Here is a 14792-nt window from a genome sequence, read left to right on the forward strand (position 1 = left end):
ACCTTTAAATTTTATTATTCTACATCTTTAAAATCAGATTCTTCCACTGTTATGGACTGATAGGTTATTCCTTCCACATTACTTGCTGGAAATTCATATGTAGTGCTCTGTATTTTTCCATTTTTAGTTCTATAGAGATTAAAGGTTTCCTTAAGATATTTCTGGATATATATAGTCTGTACAGAAGTACCATTGCCCATTATGTTCTTCAAATTGGAAGGATAGGTCAAATTATGAGAAGGCGTAATAGGAAATGTTTGCAGATTAACTTTAAAAGTTATCTGGCAAGGATATAATTCAATTAAATTAACGGTATTAAATTCAAATTCTTTACCAATGTACTTCATATCATTTGAGCTCTCCGTAATATCAATAAAAAACGGATCCCATATGACTTGTGGCTCTTTTTCTTTGGTTCTTTCACTAAAAAAAAGTCTATAAAAATTCCCTTTTCCACTTGTTTTAAAAACAGAATCATAATTACCCTCCGTATTTGTATATGTCGAATCAACCCAGTCTATAAATTCATAATCATCATAAGACACAATATAACTACCACTATTAGTTATTTTAAATTCACCAACTTTAACTTTTAAATTAGAAATCGGTTTATCACGATAATCTGTTAGTTTACCAAAAGCTCTAGTTTCGATTCCGGATTTAATTAATACAGCATCTTTTTTACAACCCATTAGTGCAAACAACAATACAAGCAATAGTTTATTTCTCATAAAAACAGTTTTTCTAAAAATACAATAATTTTATAACCACAAGAAAATTCATAGACTAAGATTGTGTAAATCCAAATTCCAATTTAAGATTGGAATTTGGATTTTTTTATTGGAACTTTTCACTGATATTAATTAATTCTACCTCAGCATTTGGGTTAAAAAGATAGGTTTTACCAGAGCTGATTTCAATACATTCAAAACGTTTGGTTCTCACCGCCAGCTTTTTGAATATTTTACCATTCTTTATTCTGAAAACACTTCCATACGGAATTTCAAAAATGTAGTTTTTGTCGTTTTCCTTGTCGTATTGCTTTAAAGCTAAAGACAAAGTAGTGTCAGTATCGCTGCTCGCTGTTGGGTTCTTAAAATGCCTCGCCAATAGTGGTAATAAATGTCCCGGGAATATTTCAGGCCGGATAAAGGGAACCATCATTCTCTGAAAAGTAAATTTCCATTCATTTCCGTGTGGTTTGATATTTCTTCCAAACTTTTCGAAAGCCACTAAATGAGAAATTTCATGAATCAGGGTAATCAAAAAACGATATTTATTTAGACTTGCATTTACCGTAATTTCATGTTTACCACTAAGTCCGCGTCTGTAATCGCCATGACGCGTCTGACGCTCATTTACAATTTTCAGATGAACCTGATTGGCAACAATCAATTCAAAAACAGGCTTTACGGCATGTTCGGGGATGTATCTTGCTAAAGTTTCGTTCAATGTTTGTTAATATTTGTTAAAGGTTATACCTACTAGAAGTACATTATTTATTTATTGTTTTGATATTTTCTAATTCTAGTCTTTTCTCTTTTATAAATTTAGTAATACTATCATTATTTTCAATTGCCAATAAAGTATTAGCAACTCTAAGTGCAAAAAGAGAATCGTTTTTAATTTTGCATTCAATATAAACCATATAAGTTCCAATTCCCCCTTGTTCATAAACTAATCTCCACTGATTATTATTTTTTGCTAATAACCTTAACTGCCTTGTTGGAATATTTTCATCAGAAATATTATCTGTTGCCTCGTAATCTTCATCTTTATCAGCAATTTTTTCATCACCATTTATTGCTTTTAAAACTTGGCATAACTGCTTTGGAATAGAATCTTTCGAATTATATTCAATCCAGTTTTGACTGTTTTGCCCAATACTTTTTTCTTCTTTCTTGCAGGAAAAAAGAATTAAAATCAGCAATATACTTATTGTTTTATTCATTTGATTTTTTCAATCAAAAAAAATTACGGATTTGTTGAAGAAACTTCTAACACTTTACCATTGAAATATTTACTTCCATTCAATGTAAAATCATAAATATAAGCTGCCATTCCTTCAGCAGAAATTGGAGCTTGGTAACCCGGGAAAGCTTCGTTTAGCATTTCCGTTTGAACAGAGCCTAAAGCCAGAACATTGAAGGAGATTCCTTTTTCTTTGTATTCTTCAGCTAACAATTCGGTTAAAGTAATAACGGCACCTTTACTTGAACTGTAAGCAGCCAAACCGGCAAATTTTAAACTTCCACGTACACCTCCAATTGAGCTAATCGTTACGACATGGCTTCCTTTTTGAAGATACGGCAAACAAATTCTGGTAAGATTGGCTACTGCAAAAACATTTACTTTATAGATGCTTTCAAAATCAGCCTGAGTGGTTTCTGCAAAAGGCTTCAATAATAAAGCTCCTGCATTATGTACAACGGCATCTACTTTTTTCCAGGTTGATGAAAGAAAACTTTCTACTTCCTGCAAAGCGCTTTCGTCAGATAAATCAACTGAAAGGCAAGTAACATTTTGATGCGCTAAAAGCGTCTGAGGTATTTTTCTGGAAATAGCCAAAACCTGATGTCCGGCATTCGCAAACTGCAAAGCCAATTCATATCCAATTCCTCTGCTTGTTCCTGTAACGATAATATTTTTCATACGGAGATACTATTTCTTTTTTAATGGAATATGGAATCACCATTCGTAGTCCCCTTTTTATTTGGAATCATGGCGATTTCATGAAGCAAAAATAAGCAAATCCAACAAAAAGAAAGATTATTATTTCATCGTAATTTCTTCTGTTGGTGTCGACGAAATTTGGGTTACAGCCGGCAATAATTCCTGTATAAAAGAAGTCATATGCGGAATATCCATCACTTTAAATTCATCTGAAACATGGTGATAAAAATCAAAATTCTCGAAATCAAAAGTACTTATCGACTGACAAGGTTTTTTAAACGCTTCGTAAAATGAATAATTGTCAGATCTGTAGAACAATTTATATTCGGCTTCTTTTGGCAAAAAGCCAATCGTATTTTTTCCCGTATATTGATTGATTTTTTCGGCCATATTCGATTTATCAAAACCGGTAATATAAGCCAAATAATCGCGTTTCATTGGTACACCAACCATTTCAATATTCAATTGGGTATAAATATTAAAATCTTGCTTTTTCAATTTTTCCACTAAACTTTTAGAACCTAAAAGCCCTTTTTCTTCTCCGGCAAAAAACACAAAAAGAATACTGCGTTTGTTTGATTTTGTCTCTGCAAAATATTTCGCCATTTCTGCAACAACCGTTACGCCGGAAGCATCGTCATTTGCGCCATTATTAATCACATCATCCTGCTTTTTTTTCTCCACACCAATATGATCGTAATGCGCACTTAAAACCACGAACTCCTTTTTTAATTCTGGATCTGTCCCTTCTAAAACGCCGACTATATTATAAGTTGGTGATTTAAAATTGGTCAATGTATCACGATACGTTTTAAAATAAGGCTTAACATTATTCTTCTTAAAGAAATCTTCTAAGAACACAGCTGCTTTTTCAATTCCTTTTGTTCCGGTTTCACGGCCTTCTAATTCATCTGAAGAAAGATATTTCAAGAAATCTGAAACTTCGGATTCTTTTACTTTATACGAAATGGCTAAAGGTTTTGAATCCGTTTGGGTTGTTTTTTCGGCAGTTGCAGAAGGATTCGATTTACAACTTAATAAAACTAACGGAAAAAGAAGAAAGCAAAGTTTTTTCATGATCTAAATTTTTAGAGAGCTAAGTAGTTGGTTTAAAAGTATAAACTTCTGAAGAGTAAAAAAAATATTTCATAAAAAAACCCTTTCGAACCAAAAACTGAAAGGGCATTTTTTATATAAAATGATCTAAAATTATCCTGCGATAACTGATCTTGAAATTACGATTTTTTGAATTTCAGAAGTTCCTTCATAAATCTGAGTAATTTTAGCATCACGCATAAAACGTTCAACGTGATATTCTTTTACATAACCGTTTCCACCATGAATCTGAACTGCTTCAACAGCTGTATCCATTGCTACTTGCGAAGCAAATAATTTTGCCATTGCTCCACTTACGTCATAGTTTTTATGTTGGTCTTTATCCCAGGCCGCTTTCATACACAAATGACGTGCTGCTTCGATATTCACCGCCATATCTGCCAATTTAAAAGCAATTGCCTGGTGGTTGCAGATTTCTGTTCCGAAAGCTTTTCTTTCTTTTGAATATTTCAAAGCCAATTCATAAGCTCCTGAAGCAATCCCTAAAGCCTGAGAAGCGATTCCTATGCGACCTCCCGCCAATGTTTTCATTGCAAATTTGAATCCGAAACCATCTTCACCAATTCTGTTTTCTTTTGGAACTTTTACATCACTAAACATTAAAGAGTGTGTATCAGAACCACGGATTCCCATTTTTTGTTCTTTTGGTCCAACTGAAAATCCTGGCATATCTTTCGTCATGATCAAAGCATTAATTCCTTTATGCTTTTTCTCCGGATGCGTTTGCACAATTACCAAATAAACAGAAGCTGTGTTACCATTCGTAATCCAGTTTTTTGTTCCATTTACTAAATAATGGTCGCCCATGTCAATACCAGTCGTTTTTTGAGAAGTTGCATCACTACCTGCTTCAGGCTCGCTTAAGCAAAAAGCACCGTGAATTTCTCCAGATGCTAAACCTGGTAAATATTTTTGTTTTTGTTCTTCCGTTCCAAATTCTTGTAAACCCCAACAAACTAAAGAGTTATTTACAGACATTACAACAGAAGCTGATGCATCAACTTTAGAAATTTCTTCCATTGCGATTACATATGAAATAGCATCAAGTCCACTTCCTCCGTATTTAGGATCAACCATCATTCCCATGAATCCTAATTGCCCCATTTTTTTTACTTGCTCGGTCGGAAAAATTTGTTTTTCGTCACGCTCAATTACACCTGGCAACAATTCGTTTTGGGCAAAATCTCTGGCGGCTTGTTGAATCATTAAATGCTCTTCGGTAAGATTGAAATCCATAGTCTAAATTTATTTTATTGTTTTTTGAACCAAAATTCGGCATTTTGGTCAGGTCAGTGGTTAGTTTTGTTTTTCCTTGCCAATTTTTGTTGAAAATGGCCTTCAAAGATAATTTTTAAAAGTCAATTTAACAATGCATGCATATAAAATTAATAGATCAGCAACAATTACGATAACGTTTTCGTAATAATATCACATTTTAAGCCTACAAGCATAAAGTCCGCAATGTTTTCTCTAAAATTTAGAATAAAATTTCACATAAAAGGTGCTTTACTAAAAAGTTTTAGTAAAAAAATAGTCCAAAAAAGGCTAAACACTTCTTAAAACAGTTAATTGTACGTAAAATTACTCTTACTAAATTGATTACTAATCTTATACGTTATAAAAAATAAAAATTTCAAATAAAAAAACATGCCGTTTAACACCTCAACATTAAGAAATTAACATTATTTTTGCCCAAAAATTATTATATCGACAGCTTATGAAAAAGATTTTACTTGCACTTACATTCCTTTTAAGTTTACAATTTTCGACCGTTTCTGCACAAACTCAATTAGAAGTTAATGGCGTAACTGTTCCGAGAAAAATTGAAGTACAAAATAAAACAATGCAACTTAACGGTGCTGGCGGAAGATCAAAAATGTGGTTGGAAGTTTACGTTCAGGCCTTATATTTATCGCAGTTAAGTCAGGATCCAAAATTCATTATTGACAGTGATACTGAAATGGCGATCAGAATTGAAATTACTTCGTCTATGGTTTCTTCAAACAAATTGACTAAAGCTATGAACGCCGGTTTTGAAAAATCTGCAGGAAGCAATTTGGAAGAATTAAGACCAAGAATTGAGCAGTTCAAAACACTTTTGAGCGATCCAATTACAGAAAAAGACGTTTTTGTATTATGGTACAATCCATTTGACCAAACCGTAAACGTTATTAAAAATGAAGTTGTAAAAGGAAAAGTTCTTGGATTTGATTTCAAAAAAGCATTATTCGGAATCTGGTTATCTGATAAACCAGTTGACGAAAATCTAAAAAAGCATTTATTAGGAATATAATCTCCTACAATTCATAAAATTTTAAAGCCGAAAGCATTATGTTTTCGGCTTTCTTTTTTTCTTTAAATAAAATTGCATCAAAATACATTATTCGCATTATTCTATTTTATACTTTTACGCAAAATAAACATATCACAACAAAATGAAAGATTTATTACAGCAATTTGAAAATAAAGAACCTGAAATTGTTTTTAACTGGAAAGATTCTGAAACAGAAGCAGAAGGTTGGACAGTAATTAATTCACTTCGTGGAGGAGCCGCAGGAGGTGGAACAAGAATGAGAAAAGGCTTGGATATGAACGAAGTTCTTTCTTTGGCTAAAACAATGGAGGTTAAATTTTCAGTTTCTGGACCTGCAATAGGAGGCGCTAAATCTGGAATTAATTTTGATCCAAATGATCCTCGTAAAAAAGGCGTTTTACAACGTTGGTACAAAGCAGTTTCGCCTTTGTTAAAAAGTTATTACGGAACGGGTGGTGATTTGAATGTTGATGAAATTCACGAAGTTATCCCGATGACGGAAGAATGTGGTGTGTGGCATCCACAGGAAGGTGTTTTTAACGGACACTTCAAACCAACTGAAGCTGATAAAATCAACAGAATTGGTCAATTGCGTCAAGGTGTTATTAAGGTAATTGAAAACCCTAAATTCTCACCAGACGTAACAAGAAAATATACTGTTGCTGATATGATTACAGGTTATGGCGTTGCTGAAGCTGTTCGTCATTTCTACAATACTTATGGCGGTGACATTAAAGGCAAAAAAGCAATCGTTCAGGGATTCGGAAATGTTGGGTCTGCAGCCGCTTTTTATTTAGCTGAAATGGGAGCCAAAGTAATTGGAATTATTGACCGCGATGGTGGATTAATCAATGAAGAAGGTTTTTCTTTTGAAGAAATCAGAACGTTGTTTTTAAACAAGGACGGAAACAAATTAGTTGCCGACAATATGATTCCGTTTGAGGAAATCAATTCTAAAATCTGGACGATTGGTGCTGAAATTTTCACCCCTTGTGCTGCTTCAAGATTGGTTCAACAAACACAAATTGACAGCTTAATCGCAAACGGATTAGAAGTTATTTCTTGTGGTGCAAATGTTCCTTTTGCGGACAAAGAAATTTTCTTCGGATCTATTATGGAAGAAGTGGACCATAAAGTTAGTTTGATTCCGGATTTTATATCAAACTGTGGAATGGCGAGAGTTTTTGCTTATTTCATGGAGAAAAAAGTTCAAATGACAGATGAGGCAATCTTTAATGATACTTCAGAAATTATAAAAAATGCGATTGTAAAAGCACACGCTTTGAATCCATCCAAAACAAATATTAGTGCAACTGCTTTTGAGATTGCATTGAAACAATTAGTGTAATATTTTTTACACTCTTCTTTTAAACGAGCCAAGTTATCTTTGGCTCGTTTTTTTTGCCACAGATTATAGGATTAAAATGATTTACTGTTTGCGATTAATTTTTTCACGCAGATTTGGCAGATTTAAATAGATTTAAGCAGATTTGCGCAGATTCATTTAAAATTAAAAATCTGCTCAATCTGCGAAAAAAAACGGCAACTTATAAAATCTACGCCAGCATTTGATTCTAAACAATTTTTAGTACTTTTAAACGTTTTTAATAAGATACAATACAAAATTCAGAATCATAATGAGTTCCACTATTTCTTCAGATAAAAAGAAATCTCTACTACTCACCACGGCGATATATGCAGTCATTTTAGTATTACTGTTTTTTATGCGCTTTTGGCCTCCATACAATCCGGAAAATAACGTTGCACTTGCTGAAGGTGGCGGTGGCGGTGGCGTGACTGTGAATTTTGGCGACAGTGATTTAGGTTCGGGAGCGAATTATAAAAGCGAAGTTTTAAACGTAAAAAACCAGGCAAAAGCAACTCCAGCAAAAGCAACTCCAGACGAAGCAATCATAACTCAGGAAAATAGTGCAGATAATGCTAACGATGTTGTTATTCCTGTAAAAGAAAAGCCTAAAAAACCAACTCCAGTTGTAAAACCGGAAACAAAACCAGTTCCTCAAAAACCAAAAGTTTCGAATTCTACCAACGATGCTTTATCGAGCATTATGAAAGGATCAAACAAAGGCGGAGACGGAGATGATAAAGTGGCAGGAAATAAAGGAAAAGCTAACGGAAGCCTCGGTTCTAACGGCTATTATGGCAGCGGAGGTTCTGGTGGCGGAACAGGTGGTGGAAACGGAACCGGAAATGGTATTGGTACCGGAAGCGGTTACGGAGCCGGAAGCGGCGGTGGTTCTGGCGGCGGATCGGGATATTCTCTTGGAAACCGAAAAGCATTGTCTAAACCAGCACCAAAATATACTTGTAACGAAGAAGGAAAGGTAGTTGTTGAAGTTACAGTAGATCAAAACGGAAAAACAATTAGTGCAACTGCCGGAATAAAAGGAACAACCAATACAGCGAGTTGTTTATTGGATCAGGCAAGGATTGCAGCAATGAACACAAAATGGGCTCCCGATGATAACGCTCCTGTAAAACAGACTGGTAAGATTATTTATAATTTTAGTTTGAATTAAGGCACGGATTTCACAAATTTACACTAACATAAAAAAGGCTTTCTGAAATATTTCAGAAAGCCTTTTTTATTATATTTTCTGTTTGCTATTGTCTTCCTGACGAAGGAAGGATCACACAAGAAACTCCGTAAAGTAAACCCAATCTTTGTCGATCATCTAGTGTGATCCTTCCTTCGTCAGGAAGACAAGATTGTGGCTACTTTTTCTATTCTCTTTGCTCTTGCCTCTTTATTCTATGTTCTATACTCTATATTCTATACTCCATACTCTCTTTTCTCCGCGTGAGGGATAGGAGCAAGCTACCGAAGTAGCACGGAAGCCCGACCGCAATAAAAAAATGGGCGAATCAACGTTATGCTGATTGGCCCATTTTTTTATTGTGGTCACGCCCTAATGATAAATCTATTTCGGACTTGTAGCAATTACAAACTTCAAATTGTTCTTCACCCCTATCTGTAATACATCAACTAAATCCTGTACCTGGAGGTTAAACGGAATACGAACGACAACGGTCTGATCTTTGTCTGTTCCAATTTTTGTCATTAAACTGGTTTCCAGATTTTCGAAATCAACGGGTTCTTTGTCGATGTAGAATTTTTTATCTTCTGTAACAGATAAGCTGATCAGCTGTTTGTTTGTTTTTTCATTAGATTTCGCTTTTGGCAAAGTCATTTTAATAACATTAGGGTTTGCAAGCGTTGAAATAATAAGGAAAAACAACAGCAAGAAAAACATAATATCACTTAAGGATGACGTCGCCACTTCGGCATGAAATCTTCTTTTTCTCTTAATAGACATACCTTATGCTCTTTGAATTATATTGACAAATTCTAAAATCTGTTTCTGAATTTTTAAGGCAAAATCATCAATTTTTCCGTTCAATAAGTGGTAGGCGCTATAAGCGATAATACCCACAATTAATCCGGAACCTGAACTGATCATTTTTTCATATAAACCTCCGGAAATGTTTCCGATACTAATATTCTCTGTAACTGAGATGCTGTAGAAAATCTTGATAACTCCAGAAATAGTTCCGATGAAACCTAGTGTTGGCGCGATCCCGGCAATAAGCCCAAGGTGACCTAAACGGCGTTCCATTTCGCCTATTTCAATATCGGCAGCACGGTCCATGTTGGACTCAATTTCAGCAATTGGTCTTCCGATTACTAAAACACCTTCTTTTAGAATATTTCCTGTAGCTGTATTGCTTCTTTCTACAATTGTTCTGGCCAATTCAATATTTCCTGCGTTTAGTTTATCACCAACATCCTGCATTAATCGGCTGTCAATTTTAGACGCTTTACTGATGTATAAATAACGTTCAAAAATGATATAAATAGTATAGAATAATAGGATAGCGATTGGAATCAGGAAAAAACCTCCTTTTAAGATAAATCCTAAAACTGAGATTTCGGTATTTGGTGCAATTTTTTCGATTACTACGTTTGATGCGGCGTTTGCAATGGTATCTGTTTGTTGTTGAATAAAACTAAACATATATTAATTCTGGTTTTTAATAATTAATTGTAAAAAATATTTGAAATTTGCAATAAAGATAATTTTCACTCCCTTATAAAACTAAAAAAATCGAAAATTATTTCAATCCGCAACCATTTTATATAAAATTAATGAACTATCAAGAGACCACAAACTGGATGTTTAATCAACTCCCAATGTATCAACTTCAGGGCGCTTCGGCATACAAAGAAGATTTGACCAATATTAAACTATTGGCGGCTCATCTTGATAATCCGCAAAATCAGCTAAGATGTATTCATGTTGCCGGAACCAATGGTAAAGGATCTACTTCGCATATGCTGGCTTCGGTTTTGCAGGAAGCAGGATATAAAGTGGGTTTATATACTTCACCTCATCTAAAAGATTTTAGAGAAAGAATCAAAATCAACGGAGAGGATATTTCTGAAGATTTTGTTATTGAATTTGTGGCGAAACATAAAAGCTTTTTTGAAGCTAATGATATGAGTTTCTTCGAAATGTCTGTTGGTTTGGCTTTTGATTATTTTGCTTCTGAAAAAACAGACATTGCGATTATTGAAGTTGGTTTGGGAGGAAGACTGGATGCGACGAATATTATCACACCTTTGGTTTCGGTAATTACCAACATCGATTTAGATCATATGCAGTTTTTAGGCAATACACCTACTGCGATTGCTGGGGAAAAAGCCGGAATTATAAAACCTAATGTTCCTGTAGTAATTGGAGAATATACAGAGGAAACGGAAGCTGTCTTTTTAGCAAAAGCCAAAGAAAACAATGCACCGATTTATTTTGCTGCTGATTTAATTTCGGGAGTTTTCCCTTCTGATTTGCTTGGTGATTATCAGTTTCATAATAAAAAAACGGTTCAGCAAGTTGTCGTTGTTTTAAACTCACAAACGGATTTTAAAGTTTCGATTGATAACCTGAAAAAGGGCTTATTAAACACGGTAAAAAATACCGGCTTACAAGGCAGATGGCAGCAGTTGGGCGAGAATCCTAAAATCATTTGCGACACGGCACACAACAAACATGGCTTGGCAGTTGTGATGAATCAGATTCAGAAAGAGACTTTTGAAAACTTACATATTGTTTTGGGCGTTGTTAATGATAAAGACCTGGATTCTATTTTACCACTCTTCCCTAAAAAAGCATATTATTATTTCTGCAGACCCGATTCATCTCGTGGTTTACCAACTGAAATCCTAAAAGAAACCGCAGAAAAATATGATTTAACAGGCGAAAAATATGAGTCTGTTGCAGTCGCTTTTGCGGAAGCGAAGAAAAATGCCTCGAAAAATGATTTTATTTATGTTGGCGGAAGCACTTTTGTAGTCGCAGAACTGCCGTTAAACAGCAAAAATTAACGTTTATCGATTAAACGCCTATTTCATAACCGACTGTTTATTAATACTTTAAATTTGTTTAGTTTTTTAATAACCAATACAAATTTAAATCATGAAAACAAGAAGTACACTTCTGGGGCTCGTTCTATGGATGACCCCAGGGTGCGTCATTGGCAACGCACAAGAAAAAGAAGAAAAAGCAAAACCTGTAATTATTACCATGACCACTTTACATCGCAGTATGGATGTTAAAGCTAAAGATTGGAAAGCAGCTGAACAGGAATACTTTGATAAAGTAACCAGCAAAAACGACCTCATCATTGGTTCAGAACTCATGACCCATTATTACACAGATGACAATACCGAAGTTATTCTGGTTAATGTCTACAAAAGCTGGGATGATGTTGAAAAAGCAAAAGCGATCAGTGATGATTTGACTAAAAAAGGCTGGCCTGACGAGAAAGCCAGAACTGCTTTTTTAGACAAATATGAAAAATTCTACACTCCCGTGCACTCCGATGAAATCTACCAAAGCATTACTTCTATTGGTGAAATCCCTTATAAAGACCAAACTAAAAAACCAATGATTGTATACCTTAGAAAATCTCAAATGAGTATGGAAGGTAAAGGAAGAAATGTAAAAGAGTTTAATGAAAAAATCACTTTCAAAGATCCGTTTATAAAAGCTTATTATCCTTTTAGACATTTGTGGGGCTCTAATAGTACTGATTTTATGGAAGCGTTTTTCTACGATTCTTTGGCTGATCTAGAAAAATCAAATGAAAAAATAGATGAACTGATCAAATCGACCTGGCCCAATGAAAAAGATGCCGATGCTTTTTTTGATGAATTGGAAAAATCTTTTACCGGAAAACACAGCGATTATATCTACAGGAACATTCCGTCGCTATCAAAATAGAAATTTAACCTAAAAATTCATGCCCATAACAAATTCTACCCCAATGAGATAGAAAATACATCAAAAAAACTTTAAATTTTTAGTGTGTTTTCTTTGCAGAACTCGAAAACTAGCGTATATTTGCACTCGCAATCACGAAATGATAGCAAGCTAGTAAAATAGGGCGATTAGCTCAGCTGGTTCAGAGCACCTCGTTTACACCGAGGGGGTCGGGGGTTCGAACCCCTCATCGCCCACCAAAAAACTCCTTAAGAAATTAAGGAGTTTTTTTTTAGTATATTTTCTTGTGACTCGCTGTTGCGGGCACGGATTGCAAATCCGCGCTATCGGTATTTTCTTCAAATCTGTTATTTTCTTTTCTTCATCTCAATAACTTCCCTTTTTATAGAATCATTCTGTTTTACAGTATCTAGTTCTTTCTTGATTATTTCATTGTCATTAATTGTATCATTATCAATTACGGCTGGTTCTCCGTCTATTGCTGCTTTTCCCATGCAGCTTGTTAAAGTAAAAAGAAGACTCAATGAAAATAATGCAAATGTTTTAATTGGTTTAATCTTAATTCCGCTTATTCTATTTCTTAAATTATAATATTTGATATTGTTTTTGGTTTCAATCTGATTCGATTTAAAATGTCCGCATATACTTTCTTTGCTTGAATTTTGAATTAAATAATGTTGAATTTCAAGATTTTCCATTTTTGTAAAATCAACTACTGTTTTATTACAAGAAGTACAGAATTTTCCATCCTTATTTGGTATCATTGAATTCCAATTTTGATTGCAAGGTTTAGGTATATTAATTTTCTTTTCCATTTAATTTCAGATTATTATTTATTGATTTTGATTCAATCGAATATTACAAATACAGTACCATAATAAATAAAAAATCTAAACAGAAAAAATCTGGGTTCCAAGAATACGTAATCTATTATTTGATGAATCTTTTTAAGCATTATTGTGGCTAACTTTTAAATTACTTAAAATCTTACATTTGATTCTGACAGATGCGACAGAACCGTTTTTTTTGCAAATAATTAACGTACTTTTGGTTTAACCAAAATGTTATTTATAAAGTAAAATATGAAAAAAATTATTGTAAGTATGTTTGTTCTAAGTCAATGTTTTAATGTACATGGACAATCAATTGATAAAATTATTACGAACAAGGAAGTAACTCGTATAGAGAAAATACTTTCGGCTGATGATATGCAGGGTAGAAGAACTTTTACTCCCGGTATTGACAAAGCATCAGCCTTCATAGAATCAGAGTTTAAAGAAATTGGTCTGCAAACTTTCAATGCAGCAACTAATTACAGACAAGAATTTTCGATGACTGCCTCTAAAGCAGTTTCTTCAAAAATTACTATTGATGGCAAAGAAATAAATAATAATCAAGTTGTAACATTCTCTTACCTTCCTCAAGTTTCTTTAACTGAAAAAAGCGATATTTCTATTGTAAAAATCAATAAAGGGGATAACATTGGCCAGAAATTTAATGAGTATTATAAAAGTCCGAAAAATCTTTTGGTACTAGTTGACCCTTCATTTGATAATGTTTTACCGAATATTCAACATATTGATCGCGTAAATGCTACTCCTGGAAACAATACGATTATGTTTGTTTTTGGTACCATCGAAGCGACCACTTTTTCTGTTGAATTAACGAATACAATCTCCAAAAAAACATTGAATAATGTTGTTGGAATATTACCCGGAAAAACTAAACCAAATGAGTATGTGATTTTTTCAGGGCATTATGATCATTTAGGAGTAGGCTCGCCCGAAGAAGGTGCTCCGCATCCTGCAACAGATTCTATTTATAATGGTGCTAATGATGATGCCGCTGGAACAACAGCAGTAATTATGCTTGCGAAATATTTTAAAAAACAAAATAACAACGAGCGTACTATTATTTTTACCACATTTGTAGCTGAAGAATTAGGCGGTTATGGAGCCAAATATTTTTCTAAACAGCTTGCGCCAGAAAAAGTGATTGCGATGTTCAATATTGAAATGATAGGCACAGAATCTAAATGGGGTAAAAACTCTGCTTACATTACAGGCTTCGAAAAGTCGAATATGGGGCAGATTTTACAAACTAATTTAACAGGAACGAATTTTACATTTTATTCAGATCCTTATCCCGACCAACAATTATTTTACCGCTCAGACAACGCTACGTTAGCCAAGCTTGGAGTTCCTGCTCATACTATTTCTACTTCAAAAATGGATAATGAACTAACGTATCACACAGCCGACGATGAATTTGAAACGTTAGATATTGATAACATGACCCAAATAATAAAATCAATAGCATTAAGTTCTTCTTCGATTATTAGTGGAAAAGATACTCCAACACGAGTAGATACTACTCAACTGAAATAA

The 14792-nt window shown here is 34.0% G+C and carries 15 protein-coding genes and 1 tRNA gene; 7 read left to right on the forward strand and 9 right to left on the reverse strand.

The window, feature by feature from the left end; genetic code table 11:
• Nucleotides 1-14: 14 nt before the first annotated feature.
• The 6 genes from Q7C23_RS17735 to Q7C23_RS17760 all read right to left on the reverse strand — a co-directional run bounded on the left by Q7C23_RS17735 (nt 15) and on the right by Q7C23_RS17760 (nt 5025).
• Entirely contained in the window at nt 15-731 is a 717-nt protein-coding gene (locus tag Q7C23_RS17735) for a hypothetical protein (RefSeq protein ID WP_375033753.1), read from the reverse strand.
• 106 nt (nt 732-837) lie between these two features.
• Nucleotides 838-1452, reverse strand: a complete 615-nt coding sequence (locus Q7C23_RS17740; protein ID WP_375033754.1) for a SprT-like domain-containing protein — start codon at nt 1450-1452, stop codon at nt 838-840.
• 43 nt (nt 1453-1495) lie between these two features.
• Entirely contained in the window at nt 1496-1951 is a 456-nt protein-coding gene (locus tag Q7C23_RS17745; protein ID WP_375033755.1) for a hypothetical protein, read from the reverse strand.
• A gap of 23 nt (nt 1952-1974) precedes the next feature.
• Entirely contained in the window at nt 1975-2652 is a 678-nt protein-coding gene (locus tag Q7C23_RS17750) for an SDR family NAD(P)-dependent oxidoreductase (RefSeq protein ID WP_375033756.1), read from the reverse strand.
• Between the two features lie 120 nt (nt 2653-2772).
• Entirely contained in the window at nt 2773-3750 is a 978-nt protein-coding gene (locus tag Q7C23_RS17755; RefSeq protein ID WP_375033757.1) for a M20/M25/M40 family metallo-hydrolase, read from the reverse strand.
• Nucleotides 3751-3882: 132 nt separating this feature from the next.
• Nucleotides 3883-5025: an acyl-CoA dehydrogenase gene (locus tag Q7C23_RS17760; RefSeq protein ID WP_194657314.1), complete on the reverse strand. Its 1143-nt coding sequence runs from the start codon at nt 5023-5025 to the stop codon at nt 3883-3885.
• Nucleotides 5026-5506: 481 nt separating this feature from the next.
• Here Q7C23_RS17760 and Q7C23_RS17765 point away from each other — a divergent pair, with 481 nt between their 5' ends.
• From Q7C23_RS17765 to Q7C23_RS17775, 3 genes are all read left to right on the forward strand, one after another.
• Nucleotides 5507-6082, forward strand: coding sequence for a chalcone isomerase family protein (locus tag Q7C23_RS17765; protein ID WP_375033758.1), 576 nt, complete (start codon nt 5507-5509; stop codon nt 6080-6082).
• A gap of 142 nt (nt 6083-6224) precedes the next feature.
• A complete protein-coding gene (locus tag Q7C23_RS17770; RefSeq protein ID WP_026983006.1) occupies nt 6225-7451 on the forward strand; it encodes a Glu/Leu/Phe/Val dehydrogenase dimerization domain-containing protein in 1227 nt (408 codons plus the stop codon).
• Between the two features lie 289 nt (nt 7452-7740).
• Nucleotides 7741-8643, forward strand: a complete 903-nt coding sequence (locus tag Q7C23_RS17775) for an energy transducer TonB (protein ID WP_375033759.1) — start codon at nt 7741-7743, stop codon at nt 8641-8643.
• 402 nt (nt 8644-9045) lie between these two features.
• Here the strand turns inward: Q7C23_RS17775 and Q7C23_RS17780 are convergent, their stop codons facing one another.
• Together Q7C23_RS17780 and Q7C23_RS17785 are read right to left on the reverse strand one after the other, a co-directional pair.
• Nucleotides 9046-9441 carry a biopolymer transporter ExbD gene (locus Q7C23_RS17780; protein WP_072974900.1) on the reverse strand — a complete coding sequence of 132 codons (396 nt, stop codon included), beginning with the start codon at nt 9439-9441 and terminating at the stop codon, nt 9046-9048.
• 3 nt (nt 9442-9444) lie between these two features.
• Nucleotides 9445-10140, reverse strand: coding sequence for a MotA/TolQ/ExbB proton channel family protein (locus Q7C23_RS17785; protein ID WP_375033760.1), 696 nt, complete (start codon nt 10138-10140; stop codon nt 9445-9447).
• Between the two features lie 131 nt (nt 10141-10271).
• On the opposite strand from Q7C23_RS17785, the gene Q7C23_RS17790 reads away from it, so the two are divergent.
• From Q7C23_RS17790 to Q7C23_RS17800, 3 genes are all read left to right on the forward strand, one after another.
• Entirely contained in the window at nt 10272-11507 is a 1236-nt protein-coding gene (locus Q7C23_RS17790) for a bifunctional folylpolyglutamate synthase/dihydrofolate synthase (RefSeq protein ID WP_375033761.1), read from the forward strand.
• Between the two features lie 91 nt (nt 11508-11598).
• The gene (locus tag Q7C23_RS17795) at nt 11599-12405 is read left to right on the forward strand and encodes a hypothetical protein (protein WP_375033762.1); all 807 of its coding nucleotides are present in this window, start codon (nt 11599-11601) and stop codon (nt 12403-12405) included.
• 161 nt (nt 12406-12566) lie between these two features.
• A tRNA-Val gene (locus Q7C23_RS17800) sits at nt 12567-12644 on the forward strand.
• Nucleotides 12645-12752: 108 nt separating this feature from the next.
• Here the strand turns inward: Q7C23_RS17800 and Q7C23_RS17805 are convergent.
• Nucleotides 12753-13169, reverse strand: a complete 417-nt coding sequence (locus Q7C23_RS17805) for a hypothetical protein (RefSeq protein ID WP_375033763.1) — start codon at nt 13167-13169, stop codon at nt 12753-12755.
• A 318-nt stretch (nt 13170-13487) separates the two neighbouring features.
• Between Q7C23_RS17805 and Q7C23_RS17810 the strand changes: the two genes are divergently transcribed.
• Nucleotides 13488-14792: a M20/M25/M40 family metallo-hydrolase gene (locus tag Q7C23_RS17810; RefSeq protein WP_375033764.1), complete on the forward strand. Its 1305-nt coding sequence runs from the start codon at nt 13488-13490 to the stop codon at nt 14790-14792.

It is taken from the genome of Flavobacterium sp. LAR06, assembly GCF_041946075.1.
Lineage (GTDB): Bacteria > Bacteroidota > Bacteroidia > Flavobacteriales > Flavobacteriaceae > Flavobacterium.

Coding starts and splice junctions, on each gene's coding strand:
- Q7C23_RS17735 (WP_375033753.1), bottom strand. CDS start 731: ATGAGAAATAAACTATTGCTTGTATTGTTGTTTGCACTAATGGGTTGT.
- Q7C23_RS17745 (WP_375033755.1), bottom strand. CDS start 1,951: ATGAATAAAACAATAAGTATATTGCTGATTTTAATTCTTTTTTCCTGC.
- Q7C23_RS17750 (WP_375033756.1), bottom strand. CDS start 2,652: ATGAAAAATATTATCGTTACAGGAACAAGCAGAGGAATTGGATATGAA.
- Q7C23_RS17755 (WP_375033757.1), bottom strand. CDS start 3,750: ATGAAAAAACTTTGCTTTCTTCTTTTTCCGTTAGTTTTATTAAGTTGT.
- Q7C23_RS17760 (WP_194657314.1), bottom strand. CDS start 5,025: ATGGATTTCAATCTTACCGAAGAGCATTTAATGATTCAACAAGCCGCC.
- Q7C23_RS17765 (WP_375033758.1), top strand. CDS start 5,507: ATGAAAAAGATTTTACTTGCACTTACATTCCTTTTAAGTTTACAATTT.
- Q7C23_RS17770 (WP_026983006.1), top strand. CDS start 6,225: ATGAAAGATTTATTACAGCAATTTGAAAATAAAGAACCTGAAATTGTT.
- Q7C23_RS17775 (WP_375033759.1), top strand. CDS start 7,741: ATGAGTTCCACTATTTCTTCAGATAAAAAGAAATCTCTACTACTCACC.
- Q7C23_RS17780 (WP_072974900.1), bottom strand. CDS start 9,441: ATGTCTATTAAGAGAAAAAGAAGATTTCATGCCGAAGTGGCGACGTCA.
- Q7C23_RS17785 (WP_375033760.1), bottom strand. CDS start 10,140: ATGTTTAGTTTTATTCAACAACAAACAGATACCATTGCAAACGCCGCA.
- Q7C23_RS17790 (WP_375033761.1), top strand. CDS start 10,272: ATGAACTATCAAGAGACCACAAACTGGATGTTTAATCAACTCCCAATG.
- Q7C23_RS17795 (WP_375033762.1), top strand. CDS start 11,599: ATGAAAACAAGAAGTACACTTCTGGGGCTCGTTCTATGGATGACCCCA.
- Q7C23_RS17805 (WP_375033763.1), bottom strand. CDS start 13,169: ATGATACCAAATAAGGATGGAAAATTCTGTACTTCTTGTAATAAAACA.
- Q7C23_RS17810 (WP_375033764.1), top strand. CDS start 13,488: ATGAAAAAAATTATTGTAAGTATGTTTGTTCTAAGTCAATGTTTTAAT.